18 protein-coding genes and 1 tRNA gene are annotated in these 18,554 nt (G+C 65.0%); 12 read left to right on the top strand and 7 right to left on the bottom strand.

Annotation, left to right across the window (positions count from 1 at the left end; translation table 11 throughout):
* Positions 1-85: 85 nt before the first annotated feature.
* Positions 86-1,372, top strand: a complete 1,287-nt coding sequence (locus BLU29_RS16830) for a type II secretion system F family protein (RefSeq protein WP_091060389.1) — start codon at positions 86-88, stop codon at positions 1,370-1,372.
* A 79-nt stretch (positions 1,373-1,451) separates the two neighbouring features.
* Here the strand turns inward: BLU29_RS16830 and BLU29_RS16825 are convergent, their stop codons facing one another.
* From BLU29_RS16825 to BLU29_RS16815, 3 genes are all read right to left on the bottom strand, one after another.
* On the bottom strand, positions 1,452-2,441 hold the full coding sequence (locus tag BLU29_RS16825) for an HD domain-containing protein (protein WP_091060386.1): 990 nt from the start codon (positions 2,439-2,441) through the stop codon (positions 1,452-1,454).
* A gap of 47 nt (positions 2,442-2,488) precedes the next feature.
* Positions 2,489-3,040: an isochorismatase family protein gene (locus BLU29_RS16820; RefSeq protein WP_091060384.1), complete on the bottom strand. Its 552-nt coding sequence runs from the start codon at positions 3,038-3,040 to the stop codon at positions 2,489-2,491.
* Between the two features lie 127 nt (positions 3,041-3,167).
* Entirely contained in the window at positions 3,168-3,830 is a 663-nt protein-coding gene (locus BLU29_RS16815; protein ID WP_091060381.1) for a metallophosphoesterase, read from the bottom strand.
* Between the two features lie 51 nt (positions 3,831-3,881).
* On the opposite strand from BLU29_RS16815, the gene BLU29_RS16810 reads away from it, so the two are divergent.
* Both BLU29_RS16810 and BLU29_RS16805 read left to right on the top strand, forming a co-directional pair.
* Positions 3,882-4,472, top strand: coding sequence for a hypothetical protein (locus tag BLU29_RS16810; protein ID WP_091060379.1), 591 nt, complete (start codon positions 3,882-3,884; stop codon positions 4,470-4,472).
* Positions 4,473-4,581: 109 nt separating this feature from the next.
* A complete protein-coding gene (locus BLU29_RS16805) occupies positions 4,582-4,929 on the top strand; it encodes a hypothetical protein (protein ID WP_091060376.1) in 348 nt (115 codons plus the stop codon).
* Positions 4,930-5,066: 137 nt separating this feature from the next.
* Here BLU29_RS16805 and ppk2 read toward each other — a convergent pair whose 3' ends face one another.
* The 3 genes from ppk2 to rho form a co-directional block, all read right to left on the bottom strand.
* The gene (gene ppk2 / locus BLU29_RS16800) at positions 5,067-6,029 is read right to left on the bottom strand and encodes a polyphosphate kinase 2 (RefSeq protein WP_091060373.1); all 963 of its coding nucleotides are present in this window, start codon (positions 6,027-6,029) and stop codon (positions 5,067-5,069) included.
* Positions 6,030-6,219: 190 nt separating this feature from the next.
* Positions 6,220-7,977: a hypothetical protein gene (locus BLU29_RS16795; protein WP_231962263.1), complete on the bottom strand. Its 1,758-nt coding sequence runs from the start codon at positions 7,975-7,977 to the stop codon at positions 6,220-6,222.
* A 79-nt stretch (positions 7,978-8,056) separates the two neighbouring features.
* Entirely contained in the window at positions 8,057-9,235 is a 1,179-nt protein-coding gene (gene rho / locus BLU29_RS16790; RefSeq protein ID WP_091060369.1) for a transcription termination factor Rho, read from the bottom strand.
* Between the two features lie 123 nt (positions 9,236-9,358).
* On the opposite strand from rho, the gene acs reads away from it, so the two are divergent.
* From acs to BLU29_RS16755, 7 genes are read left to right on the top strand one after another with little or no spacing between them, the layout of a single operon-like run.
* Positions 9,359-11,287 carry an acetate--CoA ligase gene (gene acs / locus BLU29_RS16785; RefSeq protein WP_231962262.1) on the top strand — a complete coding sequence of 643 codons (1,929 nt, stop codon included), beginning with the start codon at positions 9,359-9,361 and terminating at the stop codon, positions 11,285-11,287.
* Between the two features lie 10 nt (positions 11,288-11,297).
* Positions 11,298-11,900, top strand: coding sequence for a prepilin-type N-terminal cleavage/methylation domain-containing protein (locus tag BLU29_RS16780; RefSeq protein WP_091060365.1), 603 nt, complete (start codon positions 11,298-11,300; stop codon positions 11,898-11,900).
* Between the two features lie 5 nt (positions 11,901-11,905).
* Positions 11,906-12,556, top strand: coding sequence for a prepilin-type N-terminal cleavage/methylation domain-containing protein (locus tag BLU29_RS16775; RefSeq protein WP_091060362.1), 651 nt, complete (start codon positions 11,906-11,908; stop codon positions 12,554-12,556).
* Positions 12,553-13,266 (top strand): prepilin-type N-terminal cleavage/methylation domain-containing protein, encoded by a 714-nt coding sequence (locus BLU29_RS16770; RefSeq protein WP_091060358.1) that lies wholly within the window; start codon positions 12,553-12,555, stop codon positions 13,264-13,266. The genes BLU29_RS16775 and BLU29_RS16770 overlap by 4 nt, the downstream gene beginning before the upstream one ends.
* Complete coding sequence (locus BLU29_RS16765; RefSeq protein WP_157693955.1) at positions 13,266-13,796, top strand: prepilin-type N-terminal cleavage/methylation domain-containing protein; 531 nt, start codon at positions 13,266-13,268, stop codon at positions 13,794-13,796. The genes BLU29_RS16770 and BLU29_RS16765 overlap by 1 nt, the downstream gene beginning before the upstream one ends.
* On the top strand, positions 13,793-14,800 hold the full coding sequence (locus BLU29_RS16760) for a prepilin-type N-terminal cleavage/methylation domain-containing protein (protein ID WP_091060354.1): 1,008 nt from the start codon (positions 13,793-13,795) through the stop codon (positions 14,798-14,800). The genes BLU29_RS16765 and BLU29_RS16760 overlap by 4 nt, the downstream gene beginning before the upstream one ends.
* Positions 14,797-16,053, top strand: a complete 1,257-nt coding sequence (locus BLU29_RS16755) for a hypothetical protein (protein ID WP_091060352.1) — start codon at positions 14,797-14,799, stop codon at positions 16,051-16,053. The genes BLU29_RS16760 and BLU29_RS16755 overlap by 4 nt, the downstream gene beginning before the upstream one ends.
* On the opposite strand, the gene BLU29_RS16750 is transcribed toward BLU29_RS16755, so the two are convergent.
* Positions 16,020-17,252, bottom strand: a complete 1,233-nt coding sequence (locus tag BLU29_RS16750; RefSeq protein WP_091060349.1) for an adenylate/guanylate cyclase domain-containing protein — start codon at positions 17,250-17,252, stop codon at positions 16,020-16,022. The two genes, BLU29_RS16755 and BLU29_RS16750, sit on opposite strands and share 34 nt — an antisense overlap.
* Positions 17,253-17,439: 187 nt before the next feature.
* On the opposite strand from BLU29_RS16750, the gene BLU29_RS16745 reads away from it, so the two are divergent.
* Together BLU29_RS16745 and BLU29_RS16740 are read left to right on the top strand one after the other, a co-directional pair.
* Positions 17,440-17,514, top strand: a tRNA-Met gene (locus BLU29_RS16745).
* A 69-nt stretch (positions 17,515-17,583) separates the two neighbouring features.
* Positions 17,584-18,513 carry an NTP transferase domain-containing protein gene (locus tag BLU29_RS16740; protein ID WP_091061249.1) on the top strand — a complete coding sequence of 310 codons (930 nt, stop codon included), beginning with the start codon at positions 17,584-17,586 and terminating at the stop codon, positions 18,511-18,513.
* Positions 18,514-18,554: the final 41 nt, after the last annotated feature.

The following is an 18,554-nucleotide window of genomic DNA, read 5'->3' as shown; positions in this document are numbered from 1 at the left end:
AAGTGACAAGTATGAAGCATCAAGTAACAAATCCCGTGGAGTCTTTCTTGGCACTTGTTACCTGTCCCTTGATCCTTCCTCTCTGATGCCCCGGTTTTCCTACATCGCCCTCGATGTGCGCGGCGCGGAGAAATCCGGACTGCTGGATGCCCCCGACGTGAAACAGGTGGCGGCCATTCTCAAAGGCCAGGGCCTGTTTCCAACCGACGTCATACCGCAACGTGGTGAAGCTGTAGCCGCGGTGACGAAATCAAGCCCAGCTCTGCGCCCGGTTCCGTCCTCGGTCGTCCGTCCTCTGTCCTCTGTGCAGCTCCGCCTGCCGTTCCTCCGGATGATCGGCGCGAAGGAGCTCGCGGTGTTCACCCGCCAGCTGGCCACGCTGCTGCGCGCGGGCATGCCGTTGCTGCGCGGACTTGAGGTGCTGGCCCGGCAGGAACGCAACCAGGGTTTCCGCCACGTCATCGAGGCGCTGGCCGAGGCCATCAAATCAGGCGGCACGCTTTCCGAGGCGATGACCCAGCACCCGCGCGTGTTCGGCCGGCTTTATGTCAACATGGTCAAGGCCGGCGAGGCCGGCGGCGTGCTCGATGTCGTGCTCGGCCGGCTGGCGCGCTTTCAGGAGAAGAGTCTCCAGCTGAAGGGCAAGATCACCTCGGCCATGGTGTATCCGCTCATCGTCATGGCCGTGGCGGTGCTCATCCTCGCCGGCCTGCTGGTTTTTGTGGTGCCGAAGTTCCAGCAGATCTTCGCCGACCTGCTCAAGGGCGCGCCGCTGCCGCCGCTGACGCAATTCGTGCTCACGGTGAGCGACGCGGTGAAGAACCACTCCATCGTCGCCCTGGGCGTGGGCATCGCGCTCTGGTTCGCGGCGCAGGCCTTCCGCCGGACGCCGGCCGGGGCGCGTCTGCTGGATACGTGGACCCTGCAGCTGCCGCTATTCGGCCAGTTGTTCCTGAAAGCCATCGTTGCCCGCTTCGGCCGGACGCTCGGCACTCTCCTGTCGAGCGGCGTGCCGATCCTGCCGGCCTTGCTCATCACCCGTGACACCTGCGGCAACACCCGCATCGCCGGCGCCATCACCGAGGTGCACGACCGGGTGAAGGAGGGCGCGCCGGTCGCCCGACCGCTGGAGTCCACGCAGGTCTTCCCGCCGATGGTCACAAGCATGATCGACGTCGGCGAACACACCGGTCAGCTGCCCGAGATGTTGGGCAAGGTGGCCGACATCTACGAGGACGAGGTGGACAACGCCGTCGCCGGTCTCAGTTCGCTCATCGAACCCATCCTGATCCTGTTCCTGGCGCTCGTCGTCGGCACCATCGTCATCGCACTCTTCCTGCCGATCATTCGGATCGTGCAACTGCTGACGTGAGGTTGTTAGCGGAGGTCCCGCGGGCGGCCGCCGGCGAGGTTCACAACCCGCGGGACTGATAGTCCCGCCTCCAAAGATTTCACTTCTGCGGCTTCGTGAGCAGCAGCTGGGCGTTCAGGCCGAGGTGGCGGTCGGAGAATTCGTCGGAGTCGCCGGCCTGGCGCAGGAGCTTCTGGACCATGCCCATCTTGGCGTCGAGGTCGTCGATCTTGGCGACGAACACGGCCTCGGGGGTGGCGGCGATGACGGCCGCGCCCCACTCAAGTTCCCCTTGGTGGCTGAGCACGATGTGCTCAAGCCGCTCAAGCAGATCGGGGTTGAGCTTGGCCTTGAGCCCGGCCTTGCGGACGAGCTGGTAGCCGAGGACCACATGGCCCTGCAGGATGCCCTTGCGGCTCTTCGAGGTGACCAGGTCGCCCTGGTATTCGATCACCTTGCCGGTGTCGTGCACCAGCACGCCGGCGAGAGCGAGATCGGCGTCCACTTCCGGGTAAAGCGGCAGCAGGGCGCGGGCGGCGCGCGCCATGTGGCAGGTGTGCTCCAGCAGGCCGTGCCGGTAGGCGTGGTGCATGGCGACGGCGGCGGGGGCGATGCGGAACTGGGCGCCGATCTCGTCAAACACCGCCTGCACCGTGGCGCGCATCTCGGTGTGGCCGATCGCGGCGATGTGACCCTCGAATTCCTTCCACAGGGCATCGGCGTCCTCGGGCGCCGTCTCGACCAGGTTCGCCATGAGCGGCGAGCCGGCGAGCTGGTCGGCGGAAATCTGCTCGGCGCGCAGCAGGCGCGGCGAAAGCCGGTTCTGGTAGTAGTCCACCTTGGCCTCGATGCGGACGATGGCGCCTTCCTTGAGGCCCTTGAAAAATTCAAAGGCGGGATTGTCGCTGAAGCAATTGACCGTGAATGACCCGGTCTTGTCGCCCAGCTCGACCGCGAGGAAGGAATTGCCGGTCTTGGTGGGGCGCTCGGCCAGCCGCTTGATCAGCAGCACGCTGGCGAAGGTGTCGCCGCCCTTGGGATCGAGGCTCTTGACGTCGCGAACGGCGAGGGTGGTGGAAATGTCAGCCATAGGTCAGAGGACAGAGAACAGAAAACGGAGGACAGCGCAAAGACTGTTCAACCGTATTTCTTAACGAGTTTGGTGTAGTCGCGGAAGAAGGGATGACTGGCCTCGTGCACGAGTGCGTAGAAGACCGTCTCCGCTGGCAGGACGTTGCAGCCGGCATGGGCGAGCTGGGCCAGCACGGTGGTGGCATCGGCGGCGCGGCGCGCGCCCAGGCAGTCGGCCAGCAGGGTGACCTTGTAACCGGCCTTCAGGGCGTCCATGGCGGTCTGATAAACGCAGATGGGCGTCTCCAGACCGCAGATGAGCAGATGCTTCAGGCCCTTGGCACGAAAGTGCGCAGCCAGTTTCTTCTCGGCAAACGGGGAGAAGGCGGTCTTGGCCAGCACCTCCGGTTCGCGGCAGAGCGCGAGCAGGTCCTCTGCCGTGCAGCCGAGCTTGTCGGGCACCTGCTCGGTGAAGACCACCGGCAGGCCGAGACCCTTGGCGGCCTCCAAAGCGAATGAACAACGCCAGTGAACCCGCTGGCTGTCACTGATCGCCGCCAGGAACACCGGCTGCAGGTCGAGGCACAGCAGCAGGGGCGCGGCGGGAGAGGCAGTCATGGTGAGCAGAGGACAGATAACAGAGGATGGAGAACGGACAACAGATAATCGCTGCCTGCAGCCGAAGGCGCCGAGCCGGTTGAGGATGGCGGGCTGTCCTCGATCTTCCGTTCCCCGTCCTCTGAGCCTACGTCTTGAAGTAGGCTTCCCGCGCCTTCACCTGCACAATCCGTTTTTCGGGCAAAATATAGGCCGTCAGGCTGCCGCCCAGCACGCAGGCGGTGTCGATGCCAAGGGTCCATTTGGTGCGCGTCACCTCGGGCCGGGGCGTGTGGCCGTAGACGACGAACGGCGGGCCGGACCACAACTCGGACCAGTGCGGGGCCTCGGGCTCCTCGGCGCGTTTGTGCGGTTCGCCGTCCTTGCCGACGACCTGGATGCGCGTGACGATGCGCGCCGGCTGCTTCGACCAGGGCCGGTCGGGCAGGAAGCCGGCATGCACGAAGACCACCCCGAGTTCCTCGTCCTCGTAGGTGAGCTTCATGTCCGCGAGGTAGTCCCAGTCCTTGCCGCGGAGCTGCTCCATCGTGGCGTAGTCGTATTTCTTGAGATGGCTCGGGTCGTCCGTCCGCCGGTAATTCAGGTGGCGCAGCTCGTGGTTGCCGAGGAGCGAGGCCGTGGCATACTGCCGGGCCAGCTCGACGACCTTGCCGCTGTCGGGGCCGCGGTTGATCAGGTCGCCAAGGAGGATCAACCGGTCGTCCTTCCCCAGATCGAGCTTGGCGAGCAGCTCCTCGAACTCCTTGTGGCAGCCGTGGATGTCCCCGACGGCAATGAGGCGGCCCTTCATGCGGAAATTTGCTAGCGTTCAGGGCTCGCGGGGGTAAACAAGAAAACGCCCATGGAGTTAACTCTTCACCCGATTGCCACAAAGTGTTTCGTCAGCGGCCGCGATTTCGCCGAAAACGACCGCGTTGCCAGCTATCTCGTGCGGGAGGCGACGGGCGAGGTCGCCCGGCGCGACCTGCTGGAAAGCGAGGACCAGCCTTCGCCCGGCTTCGGCGCGGCAAGCGGGCGCTTCATGCCGCCGGCGTTCGTCTATTGCCGCTGGGTGGTGGGCTTCAAGCAGCGCAAGGCCGAGGAGGATCCGGCCCGGAATCTCAAGCTGACGGCCGACAATCTTTTCCTGACCCTGGCCACGCCCGCCGGCTCCGAGACCCCGGACCCGGGATCCCAGGCCCTGAACACGCCTTTGCTGCAGTTCCTCGCCCTGATGCTGGAACGCAAGAAGCTCATCAAGCTGCGCGGCTATACCGAAGACAACCAGCGCCAGATCTACGAGCACATGCCGACGCACCAGCTCTACGAGGTGCCGGTGGGCGACCTGAACGTGGAATTCTTCCAGAAGATCCAGGAGCACCTCGGCGTGCTCGTCGGCACGCCGAAGCCCAAGGCGGAGATCGCGACACCCGCCACGCCGGTAGCGACCTGATTGCAAGGGGGTGTTGACCCCGGAAAATGTAACATTCGGAGCGTTGCGGTCGGGTTTGGCTTGGCCAAGGGTAGGGAGGCTCTTCGGCCCGCAACCCCTTCCCAAGTCCATGACCACGAAATCTCCCGCTCCCGCCGCTCCCGCCAAAAAGAAACTGCTCAGCCGGATCGCCGCGGCGCAAAGGCAGGCCGACCACGCCAAGAAGCTGGCCAAGCTGGCCAAGCTTGGTTTCCGGCACGCCAAGGACAAGTTCAAGGTGGCCAAGCGCACCGCCAAGAAGCTCCGCAAGGCCGTGAAGTCGCTCAAGGCTGAGCTGATGGCCCTTGGGACGAAGAAGGCCCCGCGCAAGCGCGTTGCGCCCAAGGCTGCAGCGAAACGCGCCAAGCCGGTGGCCGCACCCGCCCCGGTTGAGCTCCCGCCAATGCCGCCGGAGCTTCCCCCGATTGCCCCGGTCTGAGTTGGGAACTGCAGTCGGGCCTGCAGCGGGAATCACCCAAAGGTGGAGTGCGTTGACCGCAACGCGCGGTCTGCTGCGGGTGGCGGGCAAAGCGCATTGAGGTCAATGCGCTCCACCTCCTGCCCCGGGCCACCGACTCAGTAGACCTCAGGCACGAGCATCTTGGGGGAAATGGGCTCGCGCTTGTAGTCGGGATTGTGCTCCCGCGGCGGCAGCTTGATGGCCTTGTGCGCGACCTCGGTGTATTTCACCTGGGAAAGGAGGTGATGAATGCAGTTGAGGCGGCCTTTTTTCTTGTCCTTGGCCTGCACGACCCACCACGGGGCCTCGGGGATGTGCGAACGCTTGAACATGATTTCCTTGGCCTTGGTGTATTGCTCCCAGCGCTTGCGGGACTCGAGGTCCATCGGGCTGAGCTTCCACTGCTTGAGCGGGTCGTTGATCCGGCAGCGGAACCGGAACTCCTGCTCCTCGTCGGTGATGGAGAACCAGTATTTGATCAGCTGGATGCCGGAACGCACGAGCATCTTCTCGAACTCGGGCACGGAGCGGAAGAACTCCTCGTATTCCTCGTCGTTGCAGAACCCCATGACGCGCTCGACGCCGGCGCGGTTATACCAGCTGCGGTCGAACAGCACCATCTCGCCGGCGGCGGGCAGGTGCTCGATGTAGCGCTGGAAATACCACTGCGTCTTCTCGCGGCTGGAGGGCGCGGGCAGGGCGGCCACGCGGGCGACGCGCGGGTTAAGCCGTTGCGTGATACGCTTGATGGCCCCGCCCTTGCCGGCGGCGTCCCGGCCCTCGAACAGGATCACCAGCCGGTGGCCGCTGGCCACGATCCAGTCGTGCATCTTCACCAGCTCGCCCTGCATCCGGAAGAGCTCCTTGAAATACGTGTTGCGCGCCTCCCGGGTGCTGTCCGTCTCCACCGGCCGCGCGGGCGCGCCGGGCTCGAGGTGTTCCCAATCCTCGCGCTCCATCTCCAGTTCCTCATCGTAGTCGTCGATCAGATCCTGGTGGACGCGCTTGATGAGTTCGTCTTCCTGCTTGGGGGTGGGGGGAGTGGCGGAAAAGGGGGCGGCGGTGGGATCTTTGGCCATGGGAGGAGGGAGGAGGTGCGCCAAGGCAAACCCGATATGGCGCGGCTAGCAAGCAAGCCGCGGGCCTTGGCCGCACAAGTTGTTGGGATTTAACAAGGACGTGACAATCTGGAAGGTGGAACCCGGCCGCCGGGCGGGTTGGTTCGGCGCAAATCCTGAAAACGCGTCCAGAAGCCGCGTTCCACCCAACTCAGGCGCCGGCAACCGTCAGTTCCGGATCGAAGCTGACCGCCAAGCGGTAGACCTGGCCGGGCCGCATGATGAGCGGGTGGTCGCGGGTGAACATCTGGACGTAGTGCAGCTTGCCGTAGTTGGTCCGGTAGACCGGGTCGGCGCTGACCACCTCCGTCTCCGCCCAGTTGGCGTGGAAGTCGTCCTTGAGCACCGAGCAGCGGTGGCCGTGGGGGCCGAGCGCGGGCGACGTGGGCATCCGGTATTTCGAGTGCGGCGCGCCGATGACGAGGGCGAAGCGGAACTTGTCGAGCTGCACCTGGTTTTTGACCGTATAGGCGAACTCGGCGGAAATCTTGCTGCCGGTGAACGTCCACTGGACCTTCACGCTGCCGAGGCCCTTGACGATCTCCTCCTTGGTGTTGATGAGCTCGGGCTGCTCGTAGCGGAAGTAGAAGGAGTTCTTGAGGCCCAGGCCGGTCACGCACTTCTGGCCGTAGAAGGCCGGCAGGGTGACATTCTCGCCGAACGTGAGCTCGGGGGTCATCACGGGCAGGTAGACGTTGTTCGGCCAGTCGAAGACGCCCGGGCTGTGCGGGAAGGGCAGGTTGTCCGCCGTGCAGTCGACACCCGAGCTGACGAGCGGCAGCTGCACCTGCAGGCCGGACTCGGCGTCGCGGTAGAGGAACAGGCCCTGCTCCTTGCGGTTGGACTTGTCGAAGATGACGAAGCGGCCGCTGGTGCGCGCCGGCTCGACCTTGACGTTGTCGGGCATCTGGACGGTCTTCGCGAGGCGGGACCACTGGCAGAGGTAGCGGGCGGCGTCGAAGTTCGCCATGCGCGTCGTGTGCGAGGCGTAGGCCGTGCGCTCGTCGTCGCGGATGTCGAGGAAGCCGTGCTCCTGGTCCAGGTAGGTCTGGAAGAAATAGTAGAACAGGCGGCGCAGGATATCGAAATACTTGTTCTTCTGGTCGTCGGGGATCCAGCCGTCGCGCAGGCCCTGCAGGATGAGGGTGATGCAGTGCATCTGGCCGTAGGCGCCGGCGGCGCGGCCGTAGGCCCAGCCGAGGCCGTCGGGGCGGACCATGTCGGGCATGAGCTTGATGTATTTCTCGGCGTAGGTGCGGAGGGTGGGCAGCTTGCGCTCGCGCAGGGCGGAGTTGGCGTGGAGCTGCAGCGCCGAGCGCGTGAAGACCAGGGTCATCACGCCGTAGAGGTTGAAGTGACCGCCGTAGCCCTTCTCGACGTCGTCGAAGAAGCCGGCCGAGCTGGTCTGCTCGATGCGTTCCGCGAGGCGTTCGATGAGGCGCGAGGTCTCGTCCTTCTTGGAGAGGCCGAGGCTGTAACGGCACACCGCCTTGGCGATGTTGAAGGCCTGCCAGTAGTTGTCGTAGTCGCTGCGGGTGAGCAGGAGCTTGTCGAGCTTCTGGCGGGTCTCCTCGACGAGGCGCTCCCAGACGGGGTTGCGTTCCTTGGAGGGACCGAAGGACAGGAGGCCGAGCGAGGCATAGGCGACACCGTTCTCGCCGGCAGGCTCGGTGAAGGCCTGGGCGGTGATGGTGCGGGCGGCCAGGTCGATCAGGTCGTAGCCCTTGAGCGTGGTCTCGCCGGTGGCGCGGTAATATTCGCCCAGGGCGAAGGCGACGTGGCCGGGCTCGTCGGAACGGGGGCTTTCGCCGGGAATGGGAGTGACGGTGCCGTCGGCATTAATGGCGTCGAGGTTGTGGGCCAACATCGACCGGGCCATATCGAGACATTGCTCGGAGAAACTGTTCATTCAGGAGTCTTTCGTGTCAGAGGGTGAAAATAAGGAAGGGAAGTTCTCGCGAGGGCGAAAAGCCGGCGCAAGAGTGAAGTTACTTGACGATGAGTTTGACGAATTCGGCGTTGGTCTTGGTCTTGCTGAGGCGGGTGACCATGGTGTCGGTGGCCTCCTCGATCTTCTGCTGCACAAGGGCGCGGCGGAAGAAGTGGATGGCCTCCAGCGTCTTCTCGTCGAGGAGCAGCTCCTCCTTGCGGGTGCCGGAGGAGGCGACATTGACCGCCGGCCAGATGCGCATCTCGGCCGCCTTGCGGTCGAGGACGAGCTCCATGTTGCCGGTGCCCTTGAATTCCTGGAAAATCACATCGTCCATGCGGCTGCCGGTCTCGATCAGGATGGAGGCGATGATGGTGAGGCTGCCACCTTCCTCGGTGTTGCGGGCCGAGGCAAAGAGCTGGCGGGGTTTCTCGAGCGCGCGGACATCAAGGCCGCCGGTGCCCGTGCGGCCGGAGTTCTTGGCGGTGTTGTGGGCACGGGCCAGGCGGGTGAGGGAGTCGATGAGCATGACGACGTCCTTGCCGGCCTCGACGAGACGCTTGGCGCGCTCGATGCAGAGATCGGCGATGCGGATGTGGTTCTCGACCGGGTCGTCGTTGGACGAGGCCCAGACCTCGCAGGGCACGCTGCGCTTGAAGTCGGTGACTTCCTCGGGGCGCTCGTCCACGAGGAGGATCATGACGTGACACTCGGGATGGTTCTGCAGGACGCCGAGGGCGATGTCGCGCAGGTAGGTGGTCTTGCCGGTGCGGGGCGGGGCGACGATGAGGCCGCGGGTGCCCTTGCCGATGGGAGCGAAGAGATCCATGACGCGGGTGGTCATACGGCCGTCCTTCAACTCGAGCTTGATCTGCTCGTTGGGCGTGATGGTCGTGAGATTGGCGAACTCAAGGGACTTGCGGCGCGCCTCGAGGTCCAGACCGTCGACCTTCTCGATGAAGCGGACCTTCGGGTTGGGGAAGCGCTCGTCCGGCGTCGCCATGGCCGTGATCATGCTGCCCTGGTTCAGGTGGAAGCGGCGCACGAGTTCGCGCGGCACAAAGGGGTCGGTCGGCCGGCGCTTGCCGTGCTTCGCGAGGTCGAGCAACTGGCCATTGCGGCTGTTGTCGAGATCGAGGATGCCTTCGACGCGAATGCTGTTGTCCGGCTGGGCCGGAGCGGGGGAGGGAGTCGGCGATGCCGTGGAAGCGGCGACCGACGGGTTGTCTTTATCCATACAAAACGATTTTATGCAACTGCCTGAGCTTGACCGTGCAATCCGTCGGGGGCATTTCGGAACCAGCAAGCTTCAACCCCAATCAAGAGGAAAAAACTAGTGACGGACCAAACGATTACCTCGGTGTCTCGCGAAAGCCGGATTTTCAAACCATCGGCTGAATTCAAGAACCAAGCAAACCTTGGCAGCTACGCGACTTACCGTAGGCTCTACCTTGAGTCTGTCAACGCTCCAGACCGGTTTTGGGGCAAACAAGCCAAACAATTTCTCGCCTGGCGGAAACCTTTCAGCAGCGTCCTCAAATGGAAGGCGCCGCATGCCAAGTGGTTCACGGGTGGACAGTTAAACGTTTCCGAGAACTGTCTCGACCGGCACCTGCAAACGGCTCGCGCCAACAAGGCCGCAATTATTTTCGAAGGCGAGCCCGGCGACACCCGCACCATCACTTACGCCCAGCTCCAGCGCGAGGTCTGCCAGTTCGCCAATGTCCTCGAATCGCTCGGCCTCAGGAAGGGCGATCGGGCGGCGATCTACCTGCCCATGGTGCCCGAGGCCGCCGTGGCGATGCTCGCCTGCGCGCGCGTGGGCGTGATCCACACGGTGATCTTCGGCGGCTTCAGCGCCGAGGCCATCAAGGACCGCGTCAACGACTGCCAGGCCAAGCTCGTCATCACCGCCGATGGCGGCTGGCGCCGTGGCAAGGTCGTCGAGCTCAAGACCAATGTCGACCGCGCCCTGCCGCACACGCCCACCGTCCAGCACGTCGTCGTGCTCAAGCGCACCGGCAACGCCGTCGTCATGACCGAGCGTCGCGACCGCTGGTGGCATGACCTGATGGCCAGCGCGCCGATCACGCACAAGGCGAAGGCCCACGACAGCGAGACGCCTCTCTTCATTCTCTACACGTCGGGCTCCACCGGCAAACCGAAGGGCGTGCTCCACACCAGCGCGGGCTACCTGCTCGGCACGACGATGACGTCGCACTACGTTTTCGACCTCAAGGACACCGATGTCTACTGGTGCACCGCCGACATCGGCTGGATCACCGGCCATAGCTACGTCGTCTACGGCCCGCTCAGCTGCGGTGCGACCGTGCTCATGTATGAGGGCGCCCCCAACCAGCCCGAGCCCGACCGCTTCTGGTCGATCATCGACAAGCACGGCGTAACGATCTTCTACACGGCGCCGACCGCCATCCGCGCGTTCATGCGCTGGGGCGACGACTACGTGAAGAAGCACAGCCTCGCCTCGCTCCGCCTCCTCGGCTCCGTGGGCGAACCCATCAATCCCGAGGCGTGGATGTGGTATCACACGCTCATCGGCAAGAAACGCTGCCCAATCGTCGACACCTGGTGGCAGACCGAGACCGGTGCCATCATGGTCACGCCGCTCCCCGGCGCCATCCCGACCACGCCCGGTTCGTGCACCCTGCCGTTCTTCGGCGTCGTGCCGAAGGTGCTGGACGAAAAGGGCGTCGAGGTCCCCGTCAACAGCGGCGGCAAGCTCTTCCTCACGCAGCCGTGGCCCTCGATGCTCCGCACGCTCTGGAACGACGACGACCGCTTCAAGAAGCAATATTGGAGCGAGATCCCGGGCCTGTATTTCTGCGGCGACGGCGCGCGCAAGGACAAGAACGGCTACCTCTGGGTGGTCGGGCGCATCGACGACGTGCTCAACGTCTCCGGCCATCGCATCGGCACCGCCGAGGTCGAGAGCGCGCTGGTCTCGCACCCGTCCGTCGCGGAGGCCGCCGTCGTCGGCCGCCCCGACGATCTCAAGGGCCAGGCGCTCGTCGTGTTTGTCACGCTCAAGTCCGGCATGGTGGCCAGCGACGCGCTCAAGGAGCAGCTCCGCGCCCACGTCGGCAAGGAGATCGGCTCCCTCGCCAAGCCCGACGACGTTCGCTTTGCCGCCGGCCTGCCGAAGACCCGTTCCGGGAAAATCATGCGCCGCCTGCTCAAGGAGCTGGCGACCTCCGGCGACATCAAGGGCGACACCACGACGCTCGAGGACTTCTCGATCATCACCGCGCTCAAGGCGGACGAAGAATAAGCCGGCCGCTATGGATTCTCGCCGCCCATCTGGACAGTCGCGGCGGGGCTTCACCCTGCTGGAGCTGCTGGCGGTCATCACCCTCATCGCAATCCTGGCCGGCATCGTCATCGGCGTCGGCCGCCGGGCTTCCGAGGCCGGCAAGACGGCCCGCGCCAAGGCCGAACTCGCGGCGCTCTCAGCCGCCCTCGAAACCTACAAGCGCATCTATGGAGATTATCCGCGGATCCTGTCCGATTCGCTTTCGACCGACACGGCGTCGGGACAGGCGCTTTATGCCGCGCTCAACGGCCAGCGAGGGCCGCAGCTCGGCGCCACCGACTTTCCCGCGCAGCAGCGCGTGCTCCTCGAGAAGTCCCGGTTCACCCTGACCAGCCCGACGGCGGCGGACAATGCGGTCAACGCGGTGCTCGATCCCTGGGGCAATCCCTACCGCTACGCCTACAACCCCGGGGCGAGCTGGAAAAACTCTTCATTCGTCCTGCTGTCCGCCGGCCCCGACGGGAACGTGACGTTGCCAATCCCCAGCGATGGTCTCATTAGTGCCGCTTACGAAGCGACCCAGCTGGACGGACGGCCGCTCAACCTCGACAACCTCTACGCCAATCGCTGATCGCCATGCGCCGTCACACCCGTGGATTCACGTTGCTCGAACTTCTCTCCGTCATCGCGGTGATCGGCATCCTCGCGGCGCTCATCTTTCCGGCGGTGCGCTCGGCCCGGGTCTCGGCCAACAAGGCCCGGACCAAGGTGCAGTTCAGCCAGTGGGCCGCCGCCATGGAGGGTTTTCGCGCCGAATACGGCTACTACCCGGTGCTGCACAGCTCCAACCTCGTCAACCCGCCCGGCCAGACCACGGATCAGGCCATGCTGCACCTGTTCCATGACGTGCTCGCCGCGAAACGCCGCGACGGCTCCGCGCTGCCGGCTTACACCCCCGGCACCGACTCCCAGTTACCCGAGGCGCAGAACCGCAAGCTCGTCCGCTTCTATTCCTTCAGTGACTCTGATTTCACCAACGCCTCCTCCCCGACGTCCAACCTGCTGCACGACGCCTTCGACAACACCGAGATCGCGGTGCTCGTGGACCGGAATCTCGACGGTGTCATCAAGCAGGGCAGCGATTTCACCGTGCTGCCGGCGGTCGGCGGAATGACGCCCAGCGCCACGGATTTCCCCGCCGCCGGGGTGCGGGCCGGGGTGATCTTCTATGCCCCGGCGCCCGGTGCCGACGCCGCAAACCCCGAGTTCATCTTCAGCTGGAAATGAAACCGGTCTCATTGCAGTCCTCCGTCTCCCGTCCCCGGTCCTCTGGTTTTACCCTGCTGGAGCTGCTGGTTGTCATCGGGCTCATCGCCGTCTTCTCGTTCTTCATCGCGGGCGGCCTGGCGGGCGGCGGCAAATCGGCGGCGCTGCAGTCCGCGCAAGCCACCCTGGCAAACCTTGTCACGGCGGCCCGCACCAAAGCGATGGCCAGCGGGCAGTCGGCCCGGGTCCTCGTGCACGTTGACGTCACCAGCACCGGCCAGCCCTTGCGCTACCTGCGCTATGTCGCGATCCAAACCCAAACCACGACCGGCTGGCAAACGGTGTCGGATGCTTTTTTGCCGGACGGTATCTATGTTGTGCCGGGCAACTTCGGCACCATTCCCGCCGGACTGTTTGCCGCGAACACATCGACCCCCTGGATCAAGACGGACGGTTCGGCTCTGCGTTCGACCGCCCTGCGTTCGAATCAGATCACGGCTGAAACCATCAACAGCCCGGTGACGGAGCAATGGGTGAGCTTCACGCTTTCCTCCTCCGCGGGCACGGCGCAACCGGGGGATATCGTCCTCGCGGCCGGTCATGTCCGGCCGCCCGGTTCCTATCTCGCCGGCGAATCCCCGGTCGAACTGGAGAGTCCGGAGAATGTGCGCGGCCTGACGCTGAGTGTTTACGGCGTGCCGGCCTTGATCAACGCCCGGGCCGGTTTCTGATGCGATTTCCCTGGCGCCAGCCCCGCGGCTTTTCCCTCGTTGAAGTCATCATCGCGGTCGGGATCTTTGCGACCGCCGTGGCCGTCATCCTCGCCCTGCTGGCGCCGCTTTCCCGGCAAGCGGCCGCTTCGGCCGACTCGCTCACGGCGTTGCGGCTGCCGGACGCGATCAGGGTGGAACTCGGTCGCCTGAACCGAGTGGGGGGCTTCGATGCCCTGGCGGGCCAGACCAAGCCGATGGCCGCGCCGCTGCCGGCCACTCTGGCCCTTGTGGCGTCGCGCGACGCCACCCGCATCCAGTCGCTCAGCTACCTGCCCCCGGCCGCAGCCGATCAGGTGGCCCAGGACGACCGGTTTTTCCTGATCGAAGCGTGGACCTTCAACCAGGCTCCTCTGGCCTATGACCCGGGTGGCGCCGTGCTCGCGCTGCAGGTGCGTGTGTCCTGGCCTTATTTCACCCCCGGCTCGGCTTCGGCGACCGCGCCGGCGGACCGCGAGCAAGTCACCTTCACGCTCTCGCTTACCCGATGAAACGGCTGGCCAATCGGTGCGGGTTCACGCTGTTGGAGCTGCTGGTCGCCGTCACCATCACGCTGGTGCTGGCGGGACTGATGCTGACGGTGGTGACAAACACCCTCAATCTCTGGCATCGCACGCAGGATAAATTCTCCACCGCCACCCAGGCCAAACTGCTGCTGGATCTCGTCGAACGCGACCTGCAGGCCGCTGTGTTTCGCAAGGACGGCGGCCCATGGCTGGCGGTGGATGTCATCAATACCCCGGCCAGCCTGACCAGCCATGGCTGGCTCGTGCCCACGACCTCGATCAAGCCCGCCACCACCGAGAGCCAGCGGCTCGTGCCCGGCACCGTGGGGGGCGCAACGCCGGTGATCAGCGATGCCCGCTTTGGTCTGTCGGGTGCCTGGCTCCGCTTTATCACCACCAATGTCGAATCGGCCGGCAGCCTGCCGGTCGCCGTGTCCTATCAAATCGCCCGCCGGCCGGTCACCGGGGCGATCAGTGCCGCCAGCCCGGCGGATGTGCGCTACACGCTGTTCCGCGCCGCGGTCGGCGCGGCCAACACCCAGACCGGCGGAAACAACGTGACCGCGCCCAGCTACGCCAGCCGCTCGGCCACGCCGGCTGGAACCCGTAACCAACCGACCCTAACCAACCCCAACGGCAGCGACGCCCTCGCGACGAACGTGGTGGACTTCGGTGTCTGGCTTCACGTTCGCGACACGACCACGGGCGGGCTGCGCCGCATCTTTCCCGCTGACAACACCGATCTGGTCCACGTCGCGCAAGACCCCGGGGCCGCCGCCGACGCCAACCGCTTCCCGGATGTGGCGGATGTGATGGTCAGGATCCTCACGGAGCAAGGCGCGACGTTGCTGGCCCAAATGGAAAATGGCGCCGGCCGGGTCACCCGGCCGCCCAACTACGCGTCGGACGCGGAATGGTGGTGGGCGGTCGTCGAGGCCAATTCGCATGTCTACACCCGGCGAATCGAAGTGCGGGGGACGGCGCTATGAGAACAGGCCGACCATCTCACCGCCAGGCGGGGTTCGCCCTGATCATCACGCTCTCGCTGCTGGCGTTGCTGGTGCTCGCCGTGCTGGCGCTCAGTTCACTGACCCGGGTCAATTCGCAGGTCGCCTCGACCGCCGTGCAGCAGGCCCAGGCCCGGCAGAACGCCCAACTGGCCCTCAATTTCGCCTTGAGCGAACTCCAGCGCCATGCCGGCGACGACAGCCGGATCACCGGCATGGCGGGCATCACGGGAATCGCGATCAACCAGAACGCCTCGACCCGCTATTGGTGTGGGATCTGGCGAAATGACGGCTCGTTCGTGACCTGGCTGACCTCGGGGGCGGTCGGCCCGACGAGCGCCGGGACCGACACCGTCGAACTGATCTCCGGCAATACGGTGGGGGCGGCAGCTTCCACGTCGGCCAACGTGGAGAAGGAGCATGTGATTGCCGGCCGGCTGCCCATTGTCGTCGCCAGCACCGCCACCTCACCGGGGGCCCCGGTCACGGTGGGCCATTACGCTTATCTGGTCACCGATGAGGGCATCAAGGTTGGGGCCTATGCGCCCGCGGGCAAAAGGGTGATCACGGCGGTCGCGCCGAGCATCGGGCCGTCCATGCTCTCCAATCAGTTGAAACTCAAGACGGCGATCGACGCGAATACCGCCGTCCTGCCCGGCGTCGTGTCGTATGAACAATTGGGCGTGCTGTCACCGGTGACCCCATCCGTGTTGCAAGACTGTTTCCATTACGTGACGCTGACTCCGTGGAGCGTTTTGGGAAACCAATACGCCTCGGGAACGATCAACATCAACACTGCTTCGACCCAGGTCTGGCGCTGCCTGCTCGACACCTACAACACCGCACCGGGCGTGACAACGATCACGTCGGGCAATGTGATCTCGAAAGGGAATCTCCTCGGCAATAATTTTGCCGGGACGACCGCCGGGAAACCGGCCAACGGCCCCTTCACCTCAACCGTGGGGTTCGCCACCTATCTCGCCACCATTTTTCCCATCACGGGCACACCCAATTTCAACCAGATCATGAATGCGATCGGTCCGATGCTGGTGGTGCGCTCCGACACTTTCCGCATCCGCGCCTATGGCGATGCGGTGAATCCGGCCGATCCCACCAAGGTCGAGGCCACGGCCTTCTGCGAAGCCATCGTCCAGCGCACCCCCGACCTGATGCCCGGCTTCGGCCGGCGCTTCGTGGTCGGCTACTTCCGCTGGCTGGGGCCGGACGACATCTGAGCGGGCGGGATTTTCCCCTCGAGCAGGTAGGTTCTCACCTGGCCGATGCCCTTGCATTCCACCGTGCCGCGCTCGATCAGACGGAAATCCTCTTTCAACAGCTCATAGGTGTTCGCGGAGACGTTCACCCGGTCGGGCAGACCCGAGGATTGGACGCGCTGGGCGAGGTTCACGGCCACGCCCCACAGGTCGTAGGTGAACTTGCGGCTGCCAATGACCCCGGCCACGACCGGGCCGGAATTCAGGCCGATGCGCATGCTCAGCTTGAGGCCGCGCTCGCGGTTGAGATCGGCGAGGGCGGCGAGCATGTCCAGCGCGATGGCCGCCACCTCCGTGGCATGCCGCGAGGACGGTTCGGGCAGGCCGCCCACCAGGAGATAGCAGTCACCGATGGTCTTGATTTTCTCCAGGCCATGGCGGTCGGCCAGGCGGTCGAAGCGCGAGAAAAGGTCGTTGAGCAACGCGACGAGTTCCTGCGCGTCGGTATGGTTCGCCAGCGTGCTGAAATCCACGAGATCGGCAAACAGCACGGTGACATCCGTGTGGCGCTCGGCGATGGTGTGCTCGCCGCGCTTGAGCCGCTCGGCGATGACCTTGGGCAGGATGTTCAGCAGCAGGCTCTCGGATTTTTCCTGCTCGGTCAGGAGGAGCTGCTTTTCCCGCTGCAGCTCGAGCAGCCGCAGGCGCTCGAGGTCGCGCAGGCGCTTGCGCTCGAGCGAGGCGCCGACGCGGGCGCCGAGCAGGACGGAATTGGCCGGCTTGGGCAGGAAATCCTCCGCGCCGAGCTCGATGCAGCGCACGACGGCATCCAGCCGGTCCAGCCCCGAGACCACGATGACCGGCAGGTGACGCAGGGCGGGATTCTTTTTGAGCGCGGCCAGCACTTCGAATCCATTCACGCGCGGCATTTCAATATCGAGCAGGACGAGGTCGAACTCCTGTTGGGCGAGCAGGTCCAGTGCGATCTGGCCGTCGACGGCCTCCGTGACGTTCGTGTAGCCCAGCATATGGAGGATTTGCACAATGACCTTGCGCAGGAGGGCGCTATCCTCGGCTAACAGGATGGCGGCCTGCTTGTCCGTCGCGCTGTCCTGGGCGAGTTCCAGCTGCGCCCGGGTGTCGGCTGACAGCCCGTCCGACTTGACCCGCCGCAGCAGGTCAAACGTGCTGGCCTCGTCACCGCGGGTGGGTTGAGTCATGCGGGGCCACTGTAGGCGAAAACGCCTGCATGAAAAGGCTTCGTTTCGCGACGCCCGCGGGCCGGTTCGGGGACGAGAAAAATCTTGTGGATTTCCCGGGAAAAATGTGACTTCTTCCGCGTCCCTTTCGCCAGGGTAGCTCAGCCCCGACTTGTCGGGGCGATCTCCCGGGTACAGGGAAACCCACGCCAGGGTAGCTCAGTGGTAGAGCAGAGGACTCATAAGCCTTTGGTCGCGAGTTCAATCCTCGCCCCTGGCACCAATTAAGCCGTCGCCTTCAGCGGCGGCTTTTTGTTTTACGGCGGGGGTTTCCCGGTGTTCCGTGTCCACCGTGGCTAAGCCTTCCTTCGACCTCGTCATCCTCGCCGCGGGCATGGGCAGCCGGTTCGGCGGCCTCAAGCAGGTGCAGCCGGTCGGCCCGGCGGGCGAACTCATCATCGAGTATTCCGCCTACGACGCCCTGCAGGCCGGCTTTGGCCGGCTGGTGCTGGTGATCCGGAAGGACATCGAGGCGGATTTCCGCGCGACCATCGGCCGGCGGCTCGAGTCGCGGATGGAAGTGGAGTATGTTTTTCAGGAGACCCAAGCCAACCTGCCCGGCCTGTCAGCCATAGGCTCGGCGACGGCTGAAGGCCGGGTTCCACCCCGGACGAAGCCTTGGGGCACGGGCCACGCGGTGCTGGCGGCACGCCCCGCCGTGCGGCGCCCGTTCGCCGTCATCAATGCCGACGATTTCTACGGCGCCGCGGGCTATCGGGCGCTGGCGGCGCACTTCGCCACGTCGGCGGACCAGGCGATGGTCGGCTATCCGCTGAAGCAGACGCTGTCCGAGTTCGGCACGGTCAGCCGCGGCCTGTGCGCCACCGATACCGCCGGCCGGTTGAAGAGCATCACCGAGATCACCAGGATCGAGAAGACCGCCGGCGGGGCGCGTTACACCGGCGCCGACGGCACGACCAAGGCGCTGACCGGCGACGAGATCGTCTCGATGAATTTCTGGGGCTTCACGCCGCAGATCTTTCCGCAATTGGAGAAATTGTTTGCCGACTTCATGGCGAAGAACGCCGGGGACCCGAAGGCCGAGTTCTACCTGCCCACGGCTCTAAGCATACTGAATGAGCGGGGCGAAGCCAAGGTGGCCTTGCTCCGGAGCAGCGACGCCTGGTTCGGCATCACCTACCGCGAGGACCTCGCCGCGTCGCAGGCGGCGATCCGCGCCCTGATTGCCGCCGGCAAGTATCCCGCGCCGCTTTGGGGATAGGCCTCTTATTGCAGGAGCGGCTTTATGCCGCGATTCAGCGC

The sequence above is a fragment of the Opitutus sp. GAS368 genome, assembly GCF_900104925.1.
In the GTDB taxonomy this organism is placed as follows: Bacteria; Verrucomicrobiota; Verrucomicrobiia; order Opitutales; family Opitutaceae; genus Lacunisphaera.
The sequence above is the reverse complement of the archived record's forward strand: the minus strand, read 5'-3'. Positions and strand labels throughout refer to the sequence as shown.

Excerpts from the sequence above, each read along its gene's own strand:
- BLU29_RS16810 (WP_091060379.1), top strand. The coding sequence starts at position 3,882 with ATGGAGTTAACTCTTCACCCGATTGCCACAAAGTGTTTCGTCAGCGGC.
- BLU29_RS16755 (WP_091060352.1), top strand. The coding sequence starts at position 14,797 with ATGAGAACAGGCCGACCATCTCACCGCCAGGCGGGGTTCGCCCTGATC.
- BLU29_RS16820 (WP_091060384.1), bottom strand. The coding sequence starts at position 3,040 with ATGACTGCCTCTCCCGCCGCGCCCCTGCTGCTGTGCCTCGACCTGCAG.
- BLU29_RS16805 (WP_091060376.1), top strand. The coding sequence starts at position 4,582 with ATGACCACGAAATCTCCCGCTCCCGCCGCTCCCGCCAAAAAGAAACTG.
- BLU29_RS16775 (WP_091060362.1), top strand. The coding sequence starts at position 11,906 with ATGCGCCGTCACACCCGTGGATTCACGTTGCTCGAACTTCTCTCCGTC.
- BLU29_RS16815 (WP_091060381.1), bottom strand. The coding sequence starts at position 3,830 with ATGAAGGGCCGCCTCATTGCCGTCGGGGACATCCACGGCTGCCACAAG.
- BLU29_RS16795 (WP_231962263.1), bottom strand. The coding sequence starts at position 7,977 with ATGAACAGTTTCTCCGAGCAATGTCTCGATATGGCCCGGTCGATGTTG.
- rho (WP_091060369.1), bottom strand. The coding sequence starts at position 9,235 with ATGGATAAAGACAACCCGTCGGTCGCCGCTTCCACGGCATCGCCGACT.
- BLU29_RS16780 (WP_091060365.1), top strand. The coding sequence starts at position 11,298 with ATGGATTCTCGCCGCCCATCTGGACAGTCGCGGCGGGGCTTCACCCTG.
- BLU29_RS16760 (WP_091060354.1), top strand. The coding sequence starts at position 13,793 with ATGAAACGGCTGGCCAATCGGTGCGGGTTCACGCTGTTGGAGCTGCTG.
- BLU29_RS16765 (WP_157693955.1), top strand. The coding sequence starts at position 13,266 with ATGCGATTTCCCTGGCGCCAGCCCCGCGGCTTTTCCCTCGTTGAAGTC.
- ppk2 (WP_091060373.1), bottom strand. The coding sequence starts at position 6,029 with ATGGCCAAAGATCCCACCGCCGCCCCCTTTTCCGCCACTCCCCCCACC.
- BLU29_RS16750 (WP_091060349.1), bottom strand. The coding sequence starts at position 17,252 with ATGACTCAACCCACCCGCGGTGACGAGGCCAGCACGTTTGACCTGCTG.
- BLU29_RS16830 (WP_091060389.1), top strand. The coding sequence starts at position 86 with ATGCCCCGGTTTTCCTACATCGCCCTCGATGTGCGCGGCGCGGAGAAA.
- BLU29_RS16770 (WP_091060358.1), top strand. The coding sequence starts at position 12,553 with ATGAAACCGGTCTCATTGCAGTCCTCCGTCTCCCGTCCCCGGTCCTCT.
- BLU29_RS16825 (WP_091060386.1), bottom strand. The coding sequence starts at position 2,441 with ATGGCTGACATTTCCACCACCCTCGCCGTTCGCGACGTCAAGAGCCTC.